The sequence below is a fragment of the Streptomyces kebangsaanensis genome (assembly GCF_001906585.1).
GTDB classification, from domain to species: Bacteria; Actinomycetota; Actinomycetes; order Streptomycetales; family Streptomycetaceae; genus Streptomyces; species Streptomyces kebangsaanensis.
The window spans coordinates 1-14,130 of the sequence record NZ_JUJA01000006.1 but is presented as its reverse complement, the minus strand read 5'-3'; the positions used below and the strand labels follow the sequence as shown (position 1 = coordinate 14,130).

The window sequence follows — 14,130 nt, the reverse complement described above, 5'->3', positions numbered from 1 at the left end:
CAGCTCGCACGGTGGTGCGTGCCCGCCTGCCGGAACCGATCGTGCCGGGGGCCGCGTCTAGGGGAGCGTGCAGCGTCAAGGCTCCATCGGCGGCAGCGCCGCGATCCGCGTCCGTGTGACAGGGGGTGTCCTCCTTGTCGCCCATCTCGCGCTCGTCGCCTGGCTCACGCTGCGTCCGCTGGACGTCCCCTGGGTGACGCCGCCCAACCTGCGCCCGTTCGCCACCATCCGCGCCGACCTGGCACTGGGCCGGTTCGAGGCGGCCCGGCGCGTCGGCGGGGGACTCGCGCTGCTCGCTCCGCTGGGCGTCCTGCTGCCGATGGCCCACGGCAGACTCCGCGTCTCCCCGGTGGCCTCCCTGATCCGTACGCTGGCCGTCGGCGCCCTGGTCTCGCTGGGCATAGCCCTGCTGCAGACCGGCGTGCCCGGCCGGGTCGTGGACGTGGACGTCCTGCTGCTCAACACCGTGGGCGTGGCCCTGGCCCACCTGGTGATCGTTCCCGCGGGCCGCTCCCGCCTCCGCCACAGGGCCGAACACCGGGACCGGCCGGCCGTACGCCAGGAGGACCCGCCCCAGGGGCGCACTCCGACCATCCCCAGGGTGGGCCTCGCCCCGTGGACCGACGCCGTGCCGCCGTCGTCCCCGTGACGTCAGGGCAAGCGAAGCTCCATGACGCCGGGCCCGGTGAGCAACCTGCCCGCTCCAGGAGAACGGCGAGGGCCCACCCATCCCACCGCTCCCACGCGCCGGCCGCGACTGAGCCGTAGGGGCGCGCCGGTGTCGGGGGCCCGATCGTGCTCAGCGCTCCGCGCCTCCGCGCGTTCGGGCCCCCGACACCGGCTGAAAGCGCCCCGCAGGTGAAGGAGCAATTAATACGGGGCGCCCCCTGCGCGAGGGGTGCGCCCCGGTCGTGCGGCAGCCGACTCAGCCCAGCGGCAGCCCGTTCACCGGCAGGCCGCCGAGCAGGCCGCCGACCTGCTTGGCCGGGCCGTTGCCGAGCGTGTCACGGGCGACGGGCTGCGCGGCGGCGAGACCCTTCTGGACCGTGGGCTGGGCCTGGTTCAGCGCCTGGCCGGTCGGCAGCGTCTTGCTGACGTTCTCCGTCGGGAGCGCCTTGCTGACGGAGCCGAGCACCTGGCCCGCGTCCGGTGCGGCCGGGGCGGCGTTCGCGGCGCCCGCGCCAACGGCGGCGAAAGCGACACCGAGGGCGGCGACACCGAGGGTCTTGGCGGCAGACTGCTTCATGAAAATGCGTCCTTGAATGGAAGACGGGGAACTGAGCGGTCCACGACCGTAAACACGTCGGGCCATCCGCCGCAAACACGGGAATGCGGACGGATTGTGAAGATCACTCGCTCCCCTTCTCCCCTCGGTCAGCCCTCCGGTCCCACAGAACCGCTGGTGGACGCGGTTCCCTTAAACAGCCATTCGGATTTCAGTGCCGCGTACCCGGGCTTGATCACGTCATTGATCATCGCCAGTCGTTCATCGAAAGGAATGAACGCTGATTTCATCGCATTGACGGAGAACCACTGCATGTCGTCGAGCGTGTAACCGAACGCCTCGACAAGGTGCTCGAATTCCCGGCTCATGCTGGTGTGGGACATGAGCCGGTTGTCCGTGTTGACCGTGGCGCGGAACAGCAGCCGCCGCAGCAGCCCGATCGGGTGCTCGGCGTACGAGGACGCCGCGCCGGTCTGGAGGTTGGAGCTGGGGCACAGCTCCAACGGGATGCGCTTGTCGCGGACGTACGAGGCCAGCCGCCCCAGCTCGACCGTGCCGTCCTCGTGCACCTGGATGTCGTCGATGATGCGCACCCCGTGCCCGAGCCGGTCCGCGCCGCACCACTGCAGCGCCTGCCAGATGGAGGGCAGGCCGAAGGCCTCGCCGGCGTGGATGGTGAAGTGGTTGTTCTCCCGCTTGAGGTACTCGAAGGCGTCCAGGTGCCGGGTGGGCGGGTGGCCGGCCTCCGCGCCCGCGATGTCGAAGCCGACGACGCCCGAGTCCCGGTAGCGGTTGGCGAGTTCGGCGATCTCCAGGGAGCGGGCCGCGTGCCGCATGGCGGTGAGCAGGGCACCGACCCGGATGCGCCGGCCGGCCGCCCGCGCGGCCCGTTCGCCCTCCCGGAACCCCTCGTTGACGGCCTCGACGACCTGCTCCAGGCTCAGTCCGCCCTCCAGGTGCTGCTCGGGGGCGTAGCGCACCTCGGCGTAGACGACACCGTCCGCCGCGAGGTCCTCGGCGCACTCGCGGGCGACCCGGACGAGGGCGTCGTGGGTCTGCATGACGCCGACGGTGTGCGAGAAGGTCTCCAAGTACCTTTCGAGGGAACCGGAGTCGGCGGCCTCCCGGAACCACAGGCCGAGCTTTTCCGGGTCGGTCTCGGGGAGTTGGGCGTACCCGGTGTCGCGGGCGAGTTCGACGATCGTGGCCGGGCGGAGCCCGCCGTCGAGGTGGTCGTGCAGCAGAACCTTGGGCGCCCGGCGGATCTGGTCCGAGCTCGGGGTGTTCCCCACGTGGGCAGTCTGGCTCGTCATTTCCGCACTGTAACGCCTACGCGCGTAGATCACCCCTGTACACATCCGTCGATATGTAACGGTGACCGCCCGGACGGGTGGCGTACACCGCTGCTTCTGAGACTGTTCTGTCATGACAGAGCAGGCGACGCCGGTTCGCACGGCCCGGCTGGGGAGGACGCTCGGCCCGGAGCCGGCGGCGGTGGGCGGAGCGGTGCTGCTGCTCCCGGGTGGCCAGGAGGTGTCCGGCCGCAGGCCCTCGCCGGTGCGGGCGGCCGCCTCGGTGCGCGCGCTGGGGCGCCGGCTGGCCCGGCTGGGACGCGACGAGGGCCTGGCCGTCCACGTGGTGCACTACCGCTACCGCGGCTGGAACGGCGGCGAGGCGCATACGGCCCGCGACGCCGCGTGGGCCGTCGAGGAGGTCGTACGGCGCTACGGGGACGTGCCGGTGTGTCTCGCCGGTCTCGGCATGGGCGGCCGGGCCGCGCTGCACGCGGGCGGGCACGAGACCGTCGGCTCCGTGGTGGCGATCGCGCCCTGGCTGCCCGGGGACGGCGCGGCGGCCGCGTCCGAACCGGTGAAGCATCTCGTCGGGCGCCGGGTGCTGATCGTGCACGGCACGAACGACGAACGGGCCGACCCCGGGCGGTCGTTCCGGTTCGCGGAGCGGGCGAAGAAGGTGAACCGGGACGTGTGCCGGTTCGAAGTCCACGCCGACGGACACGGCTTACGGCAGTACCGGGACGAAGTCGTGGCGCTCGCCTCGGACTTCGTCATGGGCACGTTGTTCGGGCGGGCGTTCTCGCGGCCGGTCCAGGACGCGCTCGCGGCTCCGCCGCCGCTGGGGCTGCGGATGCCGCTGGCGGCGGGGTTCGGCAGGACGTTGCGGTAGGAGGCGTCCTCGCCCGGGCCGGGACGGGACGGGAGCCGTCCTCGCCGGGCCGGGACGGGAGGTGCCCTCGCCCGGGCCGGGGGCAGGAGACGTCTCCGCTCAGGTGGGGAGCAGCTTCCCTCGTTTCGCCAGCAGGAACTTCTTGAAGGCCGTCACCGGCGGTGTGTCCGGGTGCCCCTCCAGCCAGGCCACGCCGATCTCCCGGACCGCGCGCGGGGCCGTCACCGTCAGTTCGACGACGCCCGGACGGGGGACGGCCGGCGGGGGCAGCAGGGCGACCCCGAGGCCCGCCGCGACCAGGCCCCGCAGCGTCTCGGCCTCCTCGCCCTCGAAGGCGACGCGCGGCTTGAAGCCGGCCTCGCGGCACAGGTCGTCGGTGATGCGGCGCAGACCGTAGCCGGGTTCCAGGGTCACGAAGGTCTCGTCGGCGGCCTCCGCCAGGCGGATGCGGCGGCGGGCGGCGAGGCGGTGGTCGGCGGGGACGACCAGGCGCAGCTTCTGCTCGTCCAGGCGGCGGGCCACGAGGTCGGGCGCGTCCGGCACGGGGGACGTCAGGCAGAGGTCGAGTTCGCCGGCCCGCAGCCGCTTCAGCATGGCCTCGCCGTAGTCCTGGACGAGGCTGAAGCGGACGCGGGGGTGGTCGGCGCGGAAGGCGTGGATGAGGCCGGGCACGGTCTCGGCGCCCATGGTGTGCAGGAAGCCGAAGGCGACCTTGCCGGTGGCCGGGTCGGCGTCGGCGCGCACCTCGTCGGCGGCGCGCCCGATCTCGGCGAGGGCGCGTTCGACGGAGGCGAGGAAGGCGCGGCCCGCGGGGGTCAGGGAGACGGTGCGGCCCCGGCGGGCGAAGAGGTCGACGCCGAGGTCCTCCTCCAGCCGGGCCATGGCCCGCGACAGCGTGGACTGCGGGACCCGCATCTCCTGCGCGGCACGGGTGACGTGCTCGGTGCGGGCCACGCCGGCGAAGTGCGCGAGGCGCGGCGCGAGCAGCGTGACGATGTCTTCTGTGTCACCGGTCTGTGACAGCCACCCCTGCGACCTCTGCTGATGCACCATGGGAACGATTATGGCAAGTCCGTGCATTGGACGGATGAGTGCGGGTGTTCCTACGGTCGCAGCATGACTTCCGCCCATACCGGGGCGTCCACCGCCGTGGACGCCGTCACCCCGACCCCCGGCCCCTTCCCCGGCACCCTCCCCGACTCCGACTCCCGCACGGCCCCGGGCGGCCCCGGCTACCGCCGGATGAACCTGGCCCTCTTCCTCGCCGGCGTCGCGACCTTCGCGCTGCTGTACTCCACGCAGGCCCTGCTGCCGCTGATCTCCGGCGAGTTCCGGGTGGCGGCGGGCGAGGCGAGCTGGACGGTGGCGGCGGCGACCGGCGGTCTGGCGCTCTTCGTCCTTCCGATGAGCGCGCTGTCGGAACGTTTCGGCAGGCGTACGGTCATGACGGCCTCGCTGGCGGTCGCGGTGGCCGTCGGGCTGCTGGTGCCCTTCGCGCCGTCGCTGGGCGCGCTGGTGGTGCTGCGGGCGCTGCAGGGTGCCGCGCTGGCGGGTGTGCCGGCGTCGGCGCAGGCGTATCTGGCGGAGGAGGTCCGGCCCAGGGCGCTGGTCACGGCGATCGGCCTGTTCGTTGCGGGCAACAGCGTGGGCGGCATGAGCGGCCGGGTCATCACCGGCTGGGTGGCCCAGGAGTGGGGCTGGCGGGTCGCCGTCGGGGTGATCGGCGTGGTCGCGGTGGGGTGCGCGGTGGCCTTCCGCCTGCTGCTGCCGGCGCCGCGGCACTTCACGGCGGGCTCGCTGCGCCCGCGCACGGTGGCCCGTACGGTCCGCGACCACCTCGCCGACCCGCTGCTGCGCCGCCTGTACGCGATCGGCGCGCTGTTCATGACGGTGTTCGGCGGCGTCTACACGGTGATCGGCTACCGCCTGACCGAGGCCCCCTTCTCCCTCCCCCAGGGCATCGTCGGCTCGATCTTCCTGGTGTACCTGGTGGGTACGGTGTCGGCGTCGACGGCGGGCCGGCTGGTGGGCCGGCTGGGCCGCAGGGGTGCGCTGTACCTGGCGGGCGCCACGACGGCGGCGGGTCTGCTGCTGTCCCTGCCGGGGTCGGTCGCGCCGGTGCTGCTGGGCCTGGTCCTGATCACGGCGGGCTTCTTCGCCGGGCACGCGGTCGCCTCCTCGGCGGTCAGCAGGACGGCCACCCACGGCCGCGCCCAGGCCTCGGCGCTCTACCAGTCCGCCTACTACATCGGCTCCAGCGTGGGCAGCACGGTGGGCGCGATGGCCTTCCACTCCGAGGGCTGGGCGGGAACGGTCGGCGTGGGGCTGCTGGCGGTGCTGGGCGTCGTGGCGATCACGGTGCTCGGCTCGCGGGCGGCGCGCGTGGCGGCGCGCAGGGAGTTGGTACCGGCGTAGACGCCACCCGACCTGCCGGCCCTTCCGCTCCGAGGGCCGTTGTCAGTGCCCCGCGGTAGCTTCCGAAGTGCTGGGCGTGACGACGCGCACCGGACAGGACGGCCACAGGGGTGGGTGGACGATGGGAAACGGTACGGCGACGACGGACCTCGCCGAGCAGCTGGAGAAGTACCGGGTCGAGCTGACCGGTTACTGCTACCGGATGCTCGGCTCGTCCTTCGAGGCGGAGGACGCGGTCCAGGACACCCTGGTGCGCGCCTGGCGGAGCCACGACAGGTTCGAGGGGCGCTCCAGTCTGCGCTCCTGGCTCTACCGCATCGCGACGAACGTCTGCCTGGACCTGCTGGCGGCGGGCAACAAGCGCGCCCGGCCGATGGACCTGACCGAGTCCACGCCGCTGGCCCGCGCGGCGCTGTCCCCGCGCCCGGACCACACGTGGCTGGAGCCGATGCCGGACGCCCGGGTGCTGCCGGCGGTCGAGGACCCGGCGGAGGCGGCGGTCGCCAAGGAGTCGGTGCGGCTGGCCTTCATGGCGGCCCTGCAGCAGCTGCCGCCCAGGCAGCGGGCGGTGCTGATCCTGCGCGAGGTGCTGGCCTGGAGGGCGAGCGAGGTCGCCGAGCTGCTGGACACGTCGGTCGCCTCGGTCAACAGCGCGCTGCAGCGGGCGCGTGCCACGCTCGCCGAGCGGCGCGACCGGGCCGCCGACGCGGCCGTGTCGGACCCGCTGGACGAGGAGCAGCAGCGGCTCCTGGAGCGCTATGTGAAGGCGTTCGAGGGGTACGACATGACGGCGCTGACCGCGCTGCTGCACGAGGACGCGGTGATGACGATGCCGCCGTTCGACCTGTGGCTGACGGGCTCGGCGGACATCACGGGCTTCATGGCGACGCTGGGCGCCGCCTGCGCGAACTCCCGGCTGCTGCCGGTGCGGGCCAACGGGCTGCCGGGCTTCGCCCAGTACAAGCCGGACCCGGACGAGGGCGGCTTCACGCCGTGGGCGGTGCAGGTGCTGGAGGTGTCAGGGGGCCGGATCACCGGGTTCCACTGCTTCCTCGACACCCGGCGCTGGTTCCCCCTGTTCGAACTGCCGCCCCGTCTCTGACTCGAAGCGGAGGCCGACCAGGTCGAGCAGGGCGCCCAGCCCCGGGCCGGGGTCGCGCAGCCGTATGCGGCCTCCGGCCCGCCGGGCGGCGAGCTGCAGCCGCGCCAGCAGATCGACGGCGCCGAGCCCCGGCGGCCCCAGCCCGCCCACATCGCACACCACGACCCCGGCCCGGGTCCCCTCCAGCAGCGCCCGCACGTCCTCGCACAGCCCCGCCGCCTCCTCCCGGGTGACGGGGCCGGCGAGCACGAGCACGGCAGGTGTCCTGGCATCCACGGTCGGTAGACCGCCGGGCCGGGCGCAACTCATCGCGCGCGGGGGTGAGGCGACTTGCCCGGCCGGGGTCAGTCGACCGGGAACTCGGCGGTGTCGATGACGAGGTCGAAGGGGGCGGGGAGCTTGAGGGGCTCGCCGAACTTGGCGCTGCTCAGTGGACGGTAGACGTCGCCCCTCGGCTCTCCGTAGAGCGTCGCGGTGGGGCCGTCGGGGGCCCAGCGGTCGACCAGGAGGTAGAGCGGGATGCCCGCGGTGGCGTAGGCGGCGGGCTTGCTGATGCGGTCGTGTCGGGCGTTGGACTTGGACGTCACCTCGACGACGAGCTCGGCCAGGGCGGCCGGGATGTGGGTGTCCGCCTCCGTGTGCTCTCGCACCGGGGCCACCACAAGGTCCGGGATGAGCATGCCCAGCCGCGAGGGCACGGCGATCGCCAGCGTCTGGAAGATTTCCCAGTCTTCGGGGATCACGGAGTAAAGGCGGCGCTGGATACGGGCCGCGATCACGTTGTGGCGGTACGCGGGAGCAGGTGACACGGTGATGATCCCCTCGATGATCTCCACCTTGCTGCCCTCGGGCCATTCCATCTCCTCCCAGAACCGGACGAGGTCGTCCCAGCCCTGCTCGGGATCATGGCTGACGGTGAGTGCGCTCACGGCGGTCTCCTATCGGTCGTCACCGATCCCAGCATGCCGAACGGGACCGGTGGAGGTCCACCGATCCCGTTCACCCGAAAGAGGAAAGCGCAGGTCAGGCGATACGTTCCAGCACCACCGGCGAGGCGGTGAAGTCCGTGCCGGCCGGCGCGATGTCGTACGCGCCCCCGACCGCCTGGAGCGCGTACTCGAAGCGCTCGGGGGTGTCGGTGTGGAGGGTCAGCAGGGGCCGGCCCTCCGTCACCGTGTCGCCCGGCTTGGCGTGGAGTTCGACGCCCGCCGCCGCCTGGACCGGATCCTCCTTGCGGGCGCGGCCGGCACCCAGGCGCCAGGCCGCGACGCCGATGTCGTAGGCGTCGAGGCGGGTCAGGACGCCGGAGGACGGGGCCTTGACGACGTGCTGTTCCCTGGAGGTGGGCAGGGGGGCGTCCGGGTCGCCGCCCTGGGCGGCGATCATGCGGCGCCAGACGTCCATCGCCGAGCCGTCGGCCAGCGCCTTGGCGGGGTCGGCGTCCTTCAGGCCGGCCGCGTCCAGCATCTCGCGGGCGAGGGCGAGGGTCAGCTCGACCACGTCCGCCGGGCCGCCGCCGGCCAGGACCTCGACCGACTCGCGGACCTCCAGCGCGTTGCCCGCCGTCAGGCCGAGCGGGGTCGACATGTCCGTCACGAGCGCGACCGTCCGCACGCCGTGGTCCGTGCCCAGGCCGACCATCGTGGACGCCAGCTCACGGGCGTCCTCCAGGGTCTTCATGAAGGCGCCGGTGCCGACCTTCACGTCCAGGACCAGCGAGCCGGTGCCCTCCGCGATCTTCTTGGACATGATGGAGGAGGCGATCAGCGGGATCGCCTCGACCGTGCCGGTCACGTCGCGCAGGGCGTACAGCTTCTTGTCCGCGGGCGCCAGCCCGTCGCCCGCCGCGCAGATCACCGCGCCGACGCCGTCCAGCACGGACAGCATCTCCTCGTTGGACAGCAGCGCCCGCCAGCCGGGGATGGACTCCAGCTTGTCCAGGGTGCCGCCGGTGTGGCCGAGGCCGCGGCCGGACAGCTGCGGGACGGCCGCGCCGCACGCCGCGACCAGCGGGGCCAGCGGCAGCGTGATCTTGTCGCCGACACCGCCCGTGGAGTGCTTGTCCGCGGTCGGGCGGGACAGGGCGGAGAAGTCCATGCGCTCGCCGGAGGCGATCATCGCGGCGGTCCAGCGGGCGATCTCGCTCCGGTTCATGCCGTTGAGCAGGATGGCCATCGCGAGCGCGGACATCTGCTCGTCGGCGACCTCCCCGCGGGTGTACGCGTCGATCACCCAGTCGATCTGCTCGTCGCTGAGCTCACCGCGGTCCCGCTTGGTGCGGATGACGGAGATGGCGTCCATGGCCATGGGATTCGTTTCCTTCCGGGGTGCGAAGGGGCCGGGCGGCCCGTCCGGCCCCGAGGGGCTCGGGCGGGCCGCCCGGGAGTTACTTGGCGAGATGGCCCGGGCCGAAGGCCTGCGGCAGCATCTCCGACAGCGGCAGGATGCCCGCCGGGGTCTCCAGCAGCAGGTCCGGCCCGCCGAACTCGTACAGCAACTGGCGGCAGCGCCCGCACGGCACCAGGACGTCGCCGTTGCCGTCCACGCACGTGAAGTGCGTCAGCCGGCCGCCCCCGCTGTTCTGCAGCTGCGAGACCAGCCCGCACTCGGCGCACAGGCCGAGTCCGTAGGAGGCGTTCTCGACGTTGCAGCCGGTGACGGTCCGGCCGTCGTCGACCAGGGCGGCGACGCCGACCGGGTAGTTCGAGTAGGGGACGTACGCGCGGGACATCGCCGCGCGCGCCTCCTCCCGCAGCGCCGCCCAGTCGACCGTCGTGGCGTCCGGGGTGTCCGGGGTGCCCGAGCTCACTTGCCCTGTCCCTTCCGGTACGGCTGACCGTCCGCCTTCGGCATCCGCAGGTGCTGTGCCGACAGGGACAGCACCAGCAGGGTGACGATGTACGGCGTCGCGGTCACGACCTGCTTGGGCACCTCGTTGGTGCCGAGGTACCAGACGAACATCAGCGCCGAGATCACGGCGGTGACGACGGCGGGCACGAGCTTCTTCTTCCACACCAGGTATGCCGCACCGAACACCAGCAGGATCGCCAGCAGCAGGATCAGCGCGTGCACGTTGTGGGTGCCGCCGCGCAGGTTCAGGCTGTCGGTGTAACCGAACAGGCCGGCGCCGAGGGCGAGGCCGCCCGGCATCCAGTTGCCGAAGATCATCGCGGCGAGGCCGATGTAACCGCGGCCGGCGGTCTGGCCGTCGAGGTAGACGTTCGAGGCCACCAGGGACAGGAAGGCGCCGCCCAGGCCCGCGAAGCCGCCGGAGATGATCACGGCCAGGTACTTGTACTTGTAGACGTTGACGCCGAGCGACTCGGCGGCCACCGGGTTCTCGCCGCAGGAGCGCAGCCGCAGGCCGAAGGCGGTGCGCCACAGCACCCACCAGGTGAGGGGGACGAGGGCGAGCGCGATGACGGTCAGCGGCGACAGGTCGGTGATCAGTCCGCCGAGCAGGCCGGCGACGTCGGAGACCAGGAACCAGTGCTTGGTGTTGAGCGTGTGCAGCCAGTCGGACAGGCCGGGGACGGAGAAGCTGCCCAGCGACTCGACCGGCGGGGACTGCTTGGAGGAGCCCTGCGGGGCGTGCTCGAAGGTGAACTTCGACAGGTAGCGGCAGCTGCCGAGGGCCAGGATGTTGATGGCCACACCGGAGACGATGTGGTTGACGTTGAACGTCACCGTGGCGATGGCGTGCAGCACCCCGCCCAGGGCGCCGCCGACGATGCCGAAGGCGATGCCGACCCACGGGCCCCACTGGTAGCCGGCCCAGGCGCCGAACCAGGTGCCGAGGATCATCATGCCCTCGAGGCCGATGTTGACCACGCCGGCCCGCTCGGCCCACAGGCCGCCGAGACCCGCGAGGCCGATGGGGACGGCCAGGCGCAGCGCGGTGGACATCTGGCCGGTCGAGGTGATGCCGTCCGCACCGGTGATCAGACGGACGATCGAGGTCAGGACCAGTACGCCCGCGATGATCAGCAGGAGTACGGGGAGGGAGACACGGCGGCCGCCCCTGCCGGGCTGCTTGGCCTGCGGCTTGGCGATGGTCGCGGTGGTCATCGGGCCGCCACCTCCTTCTTCTCGGAGTTGTTCTGGGCGGCGGCCACGGCGAGCTCCAGGCCGACCTGCTTCTGCTGGCGGCGCAGACCCCACTGGCGTACGGCCTCGTAGGAGATGACGACCGCGAAGACGATCAGGCCCTGCATGATCGTGGCGATCTCCTTCTCGTACGCGACCGGGGTGGCGTAGTCGAGGGCGGGAGAGGCCTTGTCGAGGAAGGCGATCAGGAGGGCGGCGAAGGCGATGCCGACCGGGTTGTTGCGGCCGAGCAGGGCGATGGTGATGCCGGTGAAGCCGAGGCCGGTCGGGAAGCTCAGGCTGTAGGTGTGGGCGTCGCCCAGCAGCAGCGGCAGGCCGGACAGGCCCGCGACCGCGCCGGAGATCAGCATGGCGGTGAGCACCATCCTCTTGGCGTCGACGCCGGAGGCCGCGGCGGCGGTCTCCGACCCGCCGGTGGCGCGCAGGTCGAAGCCGAAGCGGGTGCGGTTGAGGACGATCCAGTAGGCGACGCCCATGGCGACGGCGAGGAAGACCAGGCCGTAGATCTTGCCGACCTCCGGTCCGAGGTCGATGCCCGTGACCCAGCCGGACTCCTTCATGATGCCGGTCGTCATGTTGTTGCCGACCTGCACACCCCACACGTCCTTCAGGGTGAGGTAGCCGATGAGGCTGGTGGCGATGGCGTTGAGCATGATCGTGGCGACGACCTCGCTCACGCCCCGGGTGACCTTCAGCACGCCGGCGACACCGGCCCAGAAGGCGCCGGTGAGCATGCCGACGAGGAGCAGCATCGGGATCTGCAGGAAGGACGGCAGGGCGACGTGGGCGCCGACGACGGCGGTCATCATCGCGGCGAGCCGGTACTGGCCGTCGACGCCGATGTTGAACAGGTTCATGCGGAAGCCGACGGCCACCGCGAGCGCCGCCAGGTAGTACATCGACGCCTGGTTGATGATCAGTACCTGGACGTCGGAGAACGACGCCTGCTCGAGCATCAGGGTGTACGGCTCGATCGGGCTCTTGCCCGAGGCGATCAGCACGACCGAGGTCAGCAGGATCGCCGCGACGAGCGCGATGACCGGGCCGGCCACCGCGAGGAGCACCCGCTCCTTGTCGAACTTCTTCATCGGGCCTCGTCCTCCGGACCGGCGTCTTCCTCGGTGGTTTCGGTGTGTTCCAGGTGGCCGGACGCGGCACCCGTCATGGCCGAGCCCAGTTCCTCGGGGGTGATGGTGGCCGGGTCGGCGTCGGCGACCAGTCGCCCGTTGTAGATCACCCGGAGGGTGTCGGACAGGCCGATCAGCTCGTCGAGGTCGGCGGAGATCAGCAGCACGGCCAGGCCCTCGCGGCGGGCCTCGCGGATGTGGTCCCAGATCGCGGCCTGGGCGCCGACGTCCACACCGCGGGTGGGGTGGGCGGCGATCAGGAACTTCGGCCGGTGGCTCATCTCACGGCCGACGATCAGCTTCTGCTGGTTGCCGCCGGACAGGGAGGCGGCGGTGACGTCGATGCCGGGGGTGCGGACGTCGTACTCCTGGACGATCCGGCGGGTGTCCTCCTGGGCGCCCTTGGGGTCGAGCCAGAAGCCCTTGGCGTTGGGGCGCTCGGTGACGTGGCCGAGGATGCGGTTCTCCCACAGCGGGGCCTCCAGCAGGAGTCCGTGGCGGTGGCGGTCCTCGGGGATGTAGCCGATGCCGGACTCGCGGCGGCGGCGGGTGGGCCAGGGGGTGATGTCCTCGTCCCCGAGGGTGATCGTGCCGGAGTCGGCGGACCTGAGGCCGATGAGCGCCTCGATCAGCTCGGTCTGGCCGTTGCCCTCGACGCCCGCGAGGCCCAGGACCTCGCCGGCGTGGATGGTGAAGCCGATGTCGTCGAGGACGGCGCGGCCGCCCTCGGCCTGGAGGCGCAGCCTGTCGACGGTGAGGACCGGGCGGTCGGTGACCGTGGACTCGGCGGTCTCGGGGGTGGGCAGCTCGCTGCCGACCATCATCTCGGCGAGCTGGCGCGGGGTGGTCTCGGCGGGGACGGCCGTGCCGACCGTCGTCCCCCGGCGTATGACGGTGATCTCGTCGGCGACCGACAGGACCTCGCCCAGCTTGTGGGAGATGAAGATGACGGACAGGCCCTCGGCCTTCAGTTCGCGCAGGTTGTCGAAGAGCGCGTCGACCTCCTGCGGGACGAGTACGGCGGTGGGCTCGTCGAGGATGAGGGTGCGGGCGCCGCGGTAGAGGACCTTGAGGATCTCCACGCGCTGGCGGTCGGCGACGCCGAGGTCCTCGACCAGGACGTCCGGGCGGACACCGAGGCCGTAGCGGTCGGATATCTCCCTGATCTTCCTGCGGGCGCCCGCGCCGATGCCGTGGAGCTTCTCGCTGCCGAGGACGACGTTCTCGAGCACGGTGAGGTTGTCGGCCAGCATGAAGTGCTGGTGGACCATGCCGATGCCGCGGGCGATGGCGTCGGCGGGGCTGCCGAAGCCCACCTGCTCGCCGTCGACCGCGATGGTGCCCTCGTCCGGCTTCTGCATGCCGTAGAGGATCTTCATCAGGGTGGACTTGCCGGCGCCGTTCTCGCCGACGAGGGCGTGCACGGTGCCCTTGCGGACGGCCAGGTGGATGTCGTGGTTGGCGACGACTCCGGGGAACCGTTTGGTGATGCCCGTGAGCTCCACCGCGACTGGCGACTGAGCGGTGGGCGGAGGGCTGCTGGACGCGTCGATGGCGCACTCTCCTTGGGGAAAGGGGCCGCTCTACGCGCGTAGCGCCCCTACTTTAAACAGTGCCCGGACCTGATCGATCTTGGTTCATTCCCGATCCGTTCCGAGCATTCTGCCGTGAACGGGGTGCGGGTCCTCACGCGTACCGCACACCCCGTCCAGCGACCGTGACGCCGCCGCCGCGGCGCCCTTTCCGGCCGTGCCCGCTGCGGGCCTACGACCGGTCTACGACCATCCGGTCAGGAGTCCTTGACCTTGATCGAGCCGTTCTTGATGCCGTCCTCGGCCTTCTTCAGCGCGGCCTGGAGGTCGGCGTTGTCCTTGAAGACCGGGTTGGAGTCGGCGAGGCTCACACCGCCGTTGGCGAGGGAGCCGCGGATCACGCCGGACAGCGGCTTGCCGTCCTTGACCGACTTGGCG

General features: G+C 71.9%; 14 protein-coding genes and 1 pseudogene. 4 read left to right on the top strand and 11 right to left on the bottom strand.

The window, feature by feature from the left end:
• Positions 1–67: 67 nt before the first annotated feature.
• Entirely contained in the window at positions 68–649 is a 582-nt protein-coding gene (locus RH94_RS00165) for a VanZ family protein (RefSeq protein WP_073945648.1), read from the top strand.
• 276 nt (positions 650–925) lie between these two features.
• Here RH94_RS00165 and RH94_RS00160 read toward each other — a convergent pair whose 3' ends face one another.
• Both RH94_RS00160 and RH94_RS00155 read right to left on the bottom strand, forming a co-directional pair.
• On the bottom strand, positions 926–1,246 hold the full coding sequence (locus tag RH94_RS00160) for an ATP-binding protein (protein WP_073945647.1): 321 nt from the start codon (positions 1,244–1,246) through the stop codon (positions 926–928).
• A 128-nt stretch (positions 1,247–1,374) separates the two neighbouring features.
• The gene (locus RH94_RS00155) at positions 1,375–2,538 is read right to left on the bottom strand and encodes an adenosine deaminase (protein ID WP_073945646.1); all 1,164 of its coding nucleotides are present in this window, start codon (positions 2,536–2,538) and stop codon (positions 1,375–1,377) included.
• A gap of 112 nt (positions 2,539–2,650) precedes the next feature.
• On the opposite strand from RH94_RS00155, the gene RH94_RS00150 reads away from it, so the two are divergent.
• Positions 2,651–3,409, top strand: coding sequence for an alpha/beta hydrolase (locus RH94_RS00150; protein ID WP_073945645.1), 759 nt, complete (start codon positions 2,651–2,653; stop codon positions 3,407–3,409).
• A gap of 99 nt (positions 3,410–3,508) precedes the next feature.
• Here RH94_RS00150 and RH94_RS00145 read toward each other — a convergent pair whose 3' ends face one another.
• Complete coding sequence (locus tag RH94_RS00145; protein ID WP_073945644.1) at positions 3,509–4,462, bottom strand: LysR family transcriptional regulator; 954 nt, start codon at positions 4,460–4,462, stop codon at positions 3,509–3,511.
• A gap of 63 nt (positions 4,463–4,525) precedes the next feature.
• Between RH94_RS00145 and RH94_RS00140 the strand changes: the two genes are divergently transcribed.
• Both RH94_RS00140 and RH94_RS00135 read left to right on the top strand, forming a co-directional pair.
• Positions 4,526–5,824, top strand: a complete 1,299-nt coding sequence (locus RH94_RS00140; RefSeq protein ID WP_073945643.1) for an MFS transporter — start codon at positions 4,526–4,528, stop codon at positions 5,822–5,824.
• A gap of 121 nt (positions 5,825–5,945) precedes the next feature.
• Positions 5,946–6,926 carry a sigma-70 family RNA polymerase sigma factor gene (locus tag RH94_RS00135; protein ID WP_073945642.1) on the top strand — a complete coding sequence of 327 codons (981 nt, stop codon included), beginning with the start codon at positions 5,946–5,948 and terminating at the stop codon, positions 6,924–6,926.
• Here RH94_RS00135 and RH94_RS00130 read toward each other — a convergent pair.
• The 8 genes and pseudogenes from RH94_RS00130 to RH94_RS00095 all read right to left on the bottom strand — a co-directional run.
• Positions 6,843–7,235: an STAS domain-containing protein gene (locus tag RH94_RS00130; RefSeq protein ID WP_073945641.1), complete on the bottom strand. Its 393-nt coding sequence runs from the start codon at positions 7,233–7,235 to the stop codon at positions 6,843–6,845. The genes RH94_RS00135 and RH94_RS00130 overlap by 84 nt on opposite strands.
• Before the next feature lie 35 nt (positions 7,236–7,270).
• Positions 7,271–7,855: a Uma2 family endonuclease gene (locus RH94_RS00125; protein WP_073945640.1), complete on the bottom strand. Its 585-nt coding sequence runs from the start codon at positions 7,853–7,855 to the stop codon at positions 7,271–7,273.
• Positions 7,856–7,949: 94 nt separating this feature from the next.
• On the bottom strand, positions 7,950–9,227 hold the full coding sequence (locus RH94_RS00120) for a thymidine phosphorylase (protein WP_199880833.1): 1,278 nt from the start codon (positions 9,225–9,227) through the stop codon (positions 7,950–7,952).
• 85 nt (positions 9,228–9,312) lie between these two features.
• Entirely contained in the window at positions 9,313–9,735 is a 423-nt protein-coding gene (locus RH94_RS00115) for a cytidine deaminase (RefSeq protein WP_073945638.1), read from the bottom strand.
• A complete protein-coding gene (locus RH94_RS00110; protein ID WP_073945637.1) occupies positions 9,732–10,994 on the bottom strand; it encodes an ABC transporter permease in 1,263 nt (420 codons plus the stop codon). The genes RH94_RS00115 and RH94_RS00110 overlap by 4 nt, the downstream gene beginning before the upstream one ends.
• Positions 10,991–12,121: an ABC transporter permease gene (locus RH94_RS00105; RefSeq protein ID WP_073945636.1), complete on the bottom strand. Its 1,131-nt coding sequence runs from the start codon at positions 12,119–12,121 to the stop codon at positions 10,991–10,993. Before RH94_RS00105 ends, RH94_RS00110 begins: the two co-directional genes overlap by 4 nt.
• Complete coding sequence (locus RH94_RS00100) at positions 12,118–13,713, bottom strand: ABC transporter ATP-binding protein (RefSeq protein ID WP_073945635.1); 1,596 nt, start codon at positions 13,711–13,713, stop codon at positions 12,118–12,120. Before RH94_RS00100 ends, RH94_RS00105 begins: the two co-directional genes overlap by 4 nt.
• A gap of 236 nt (positions 13,714–13,949) precedes the next feature.
• A pseudogene (locus RH94_RS00095) lies at positions 13,950–14,130 on the bottom strand (BMP family ABC transporter substrate-binding protein); the annotation flags it as partial.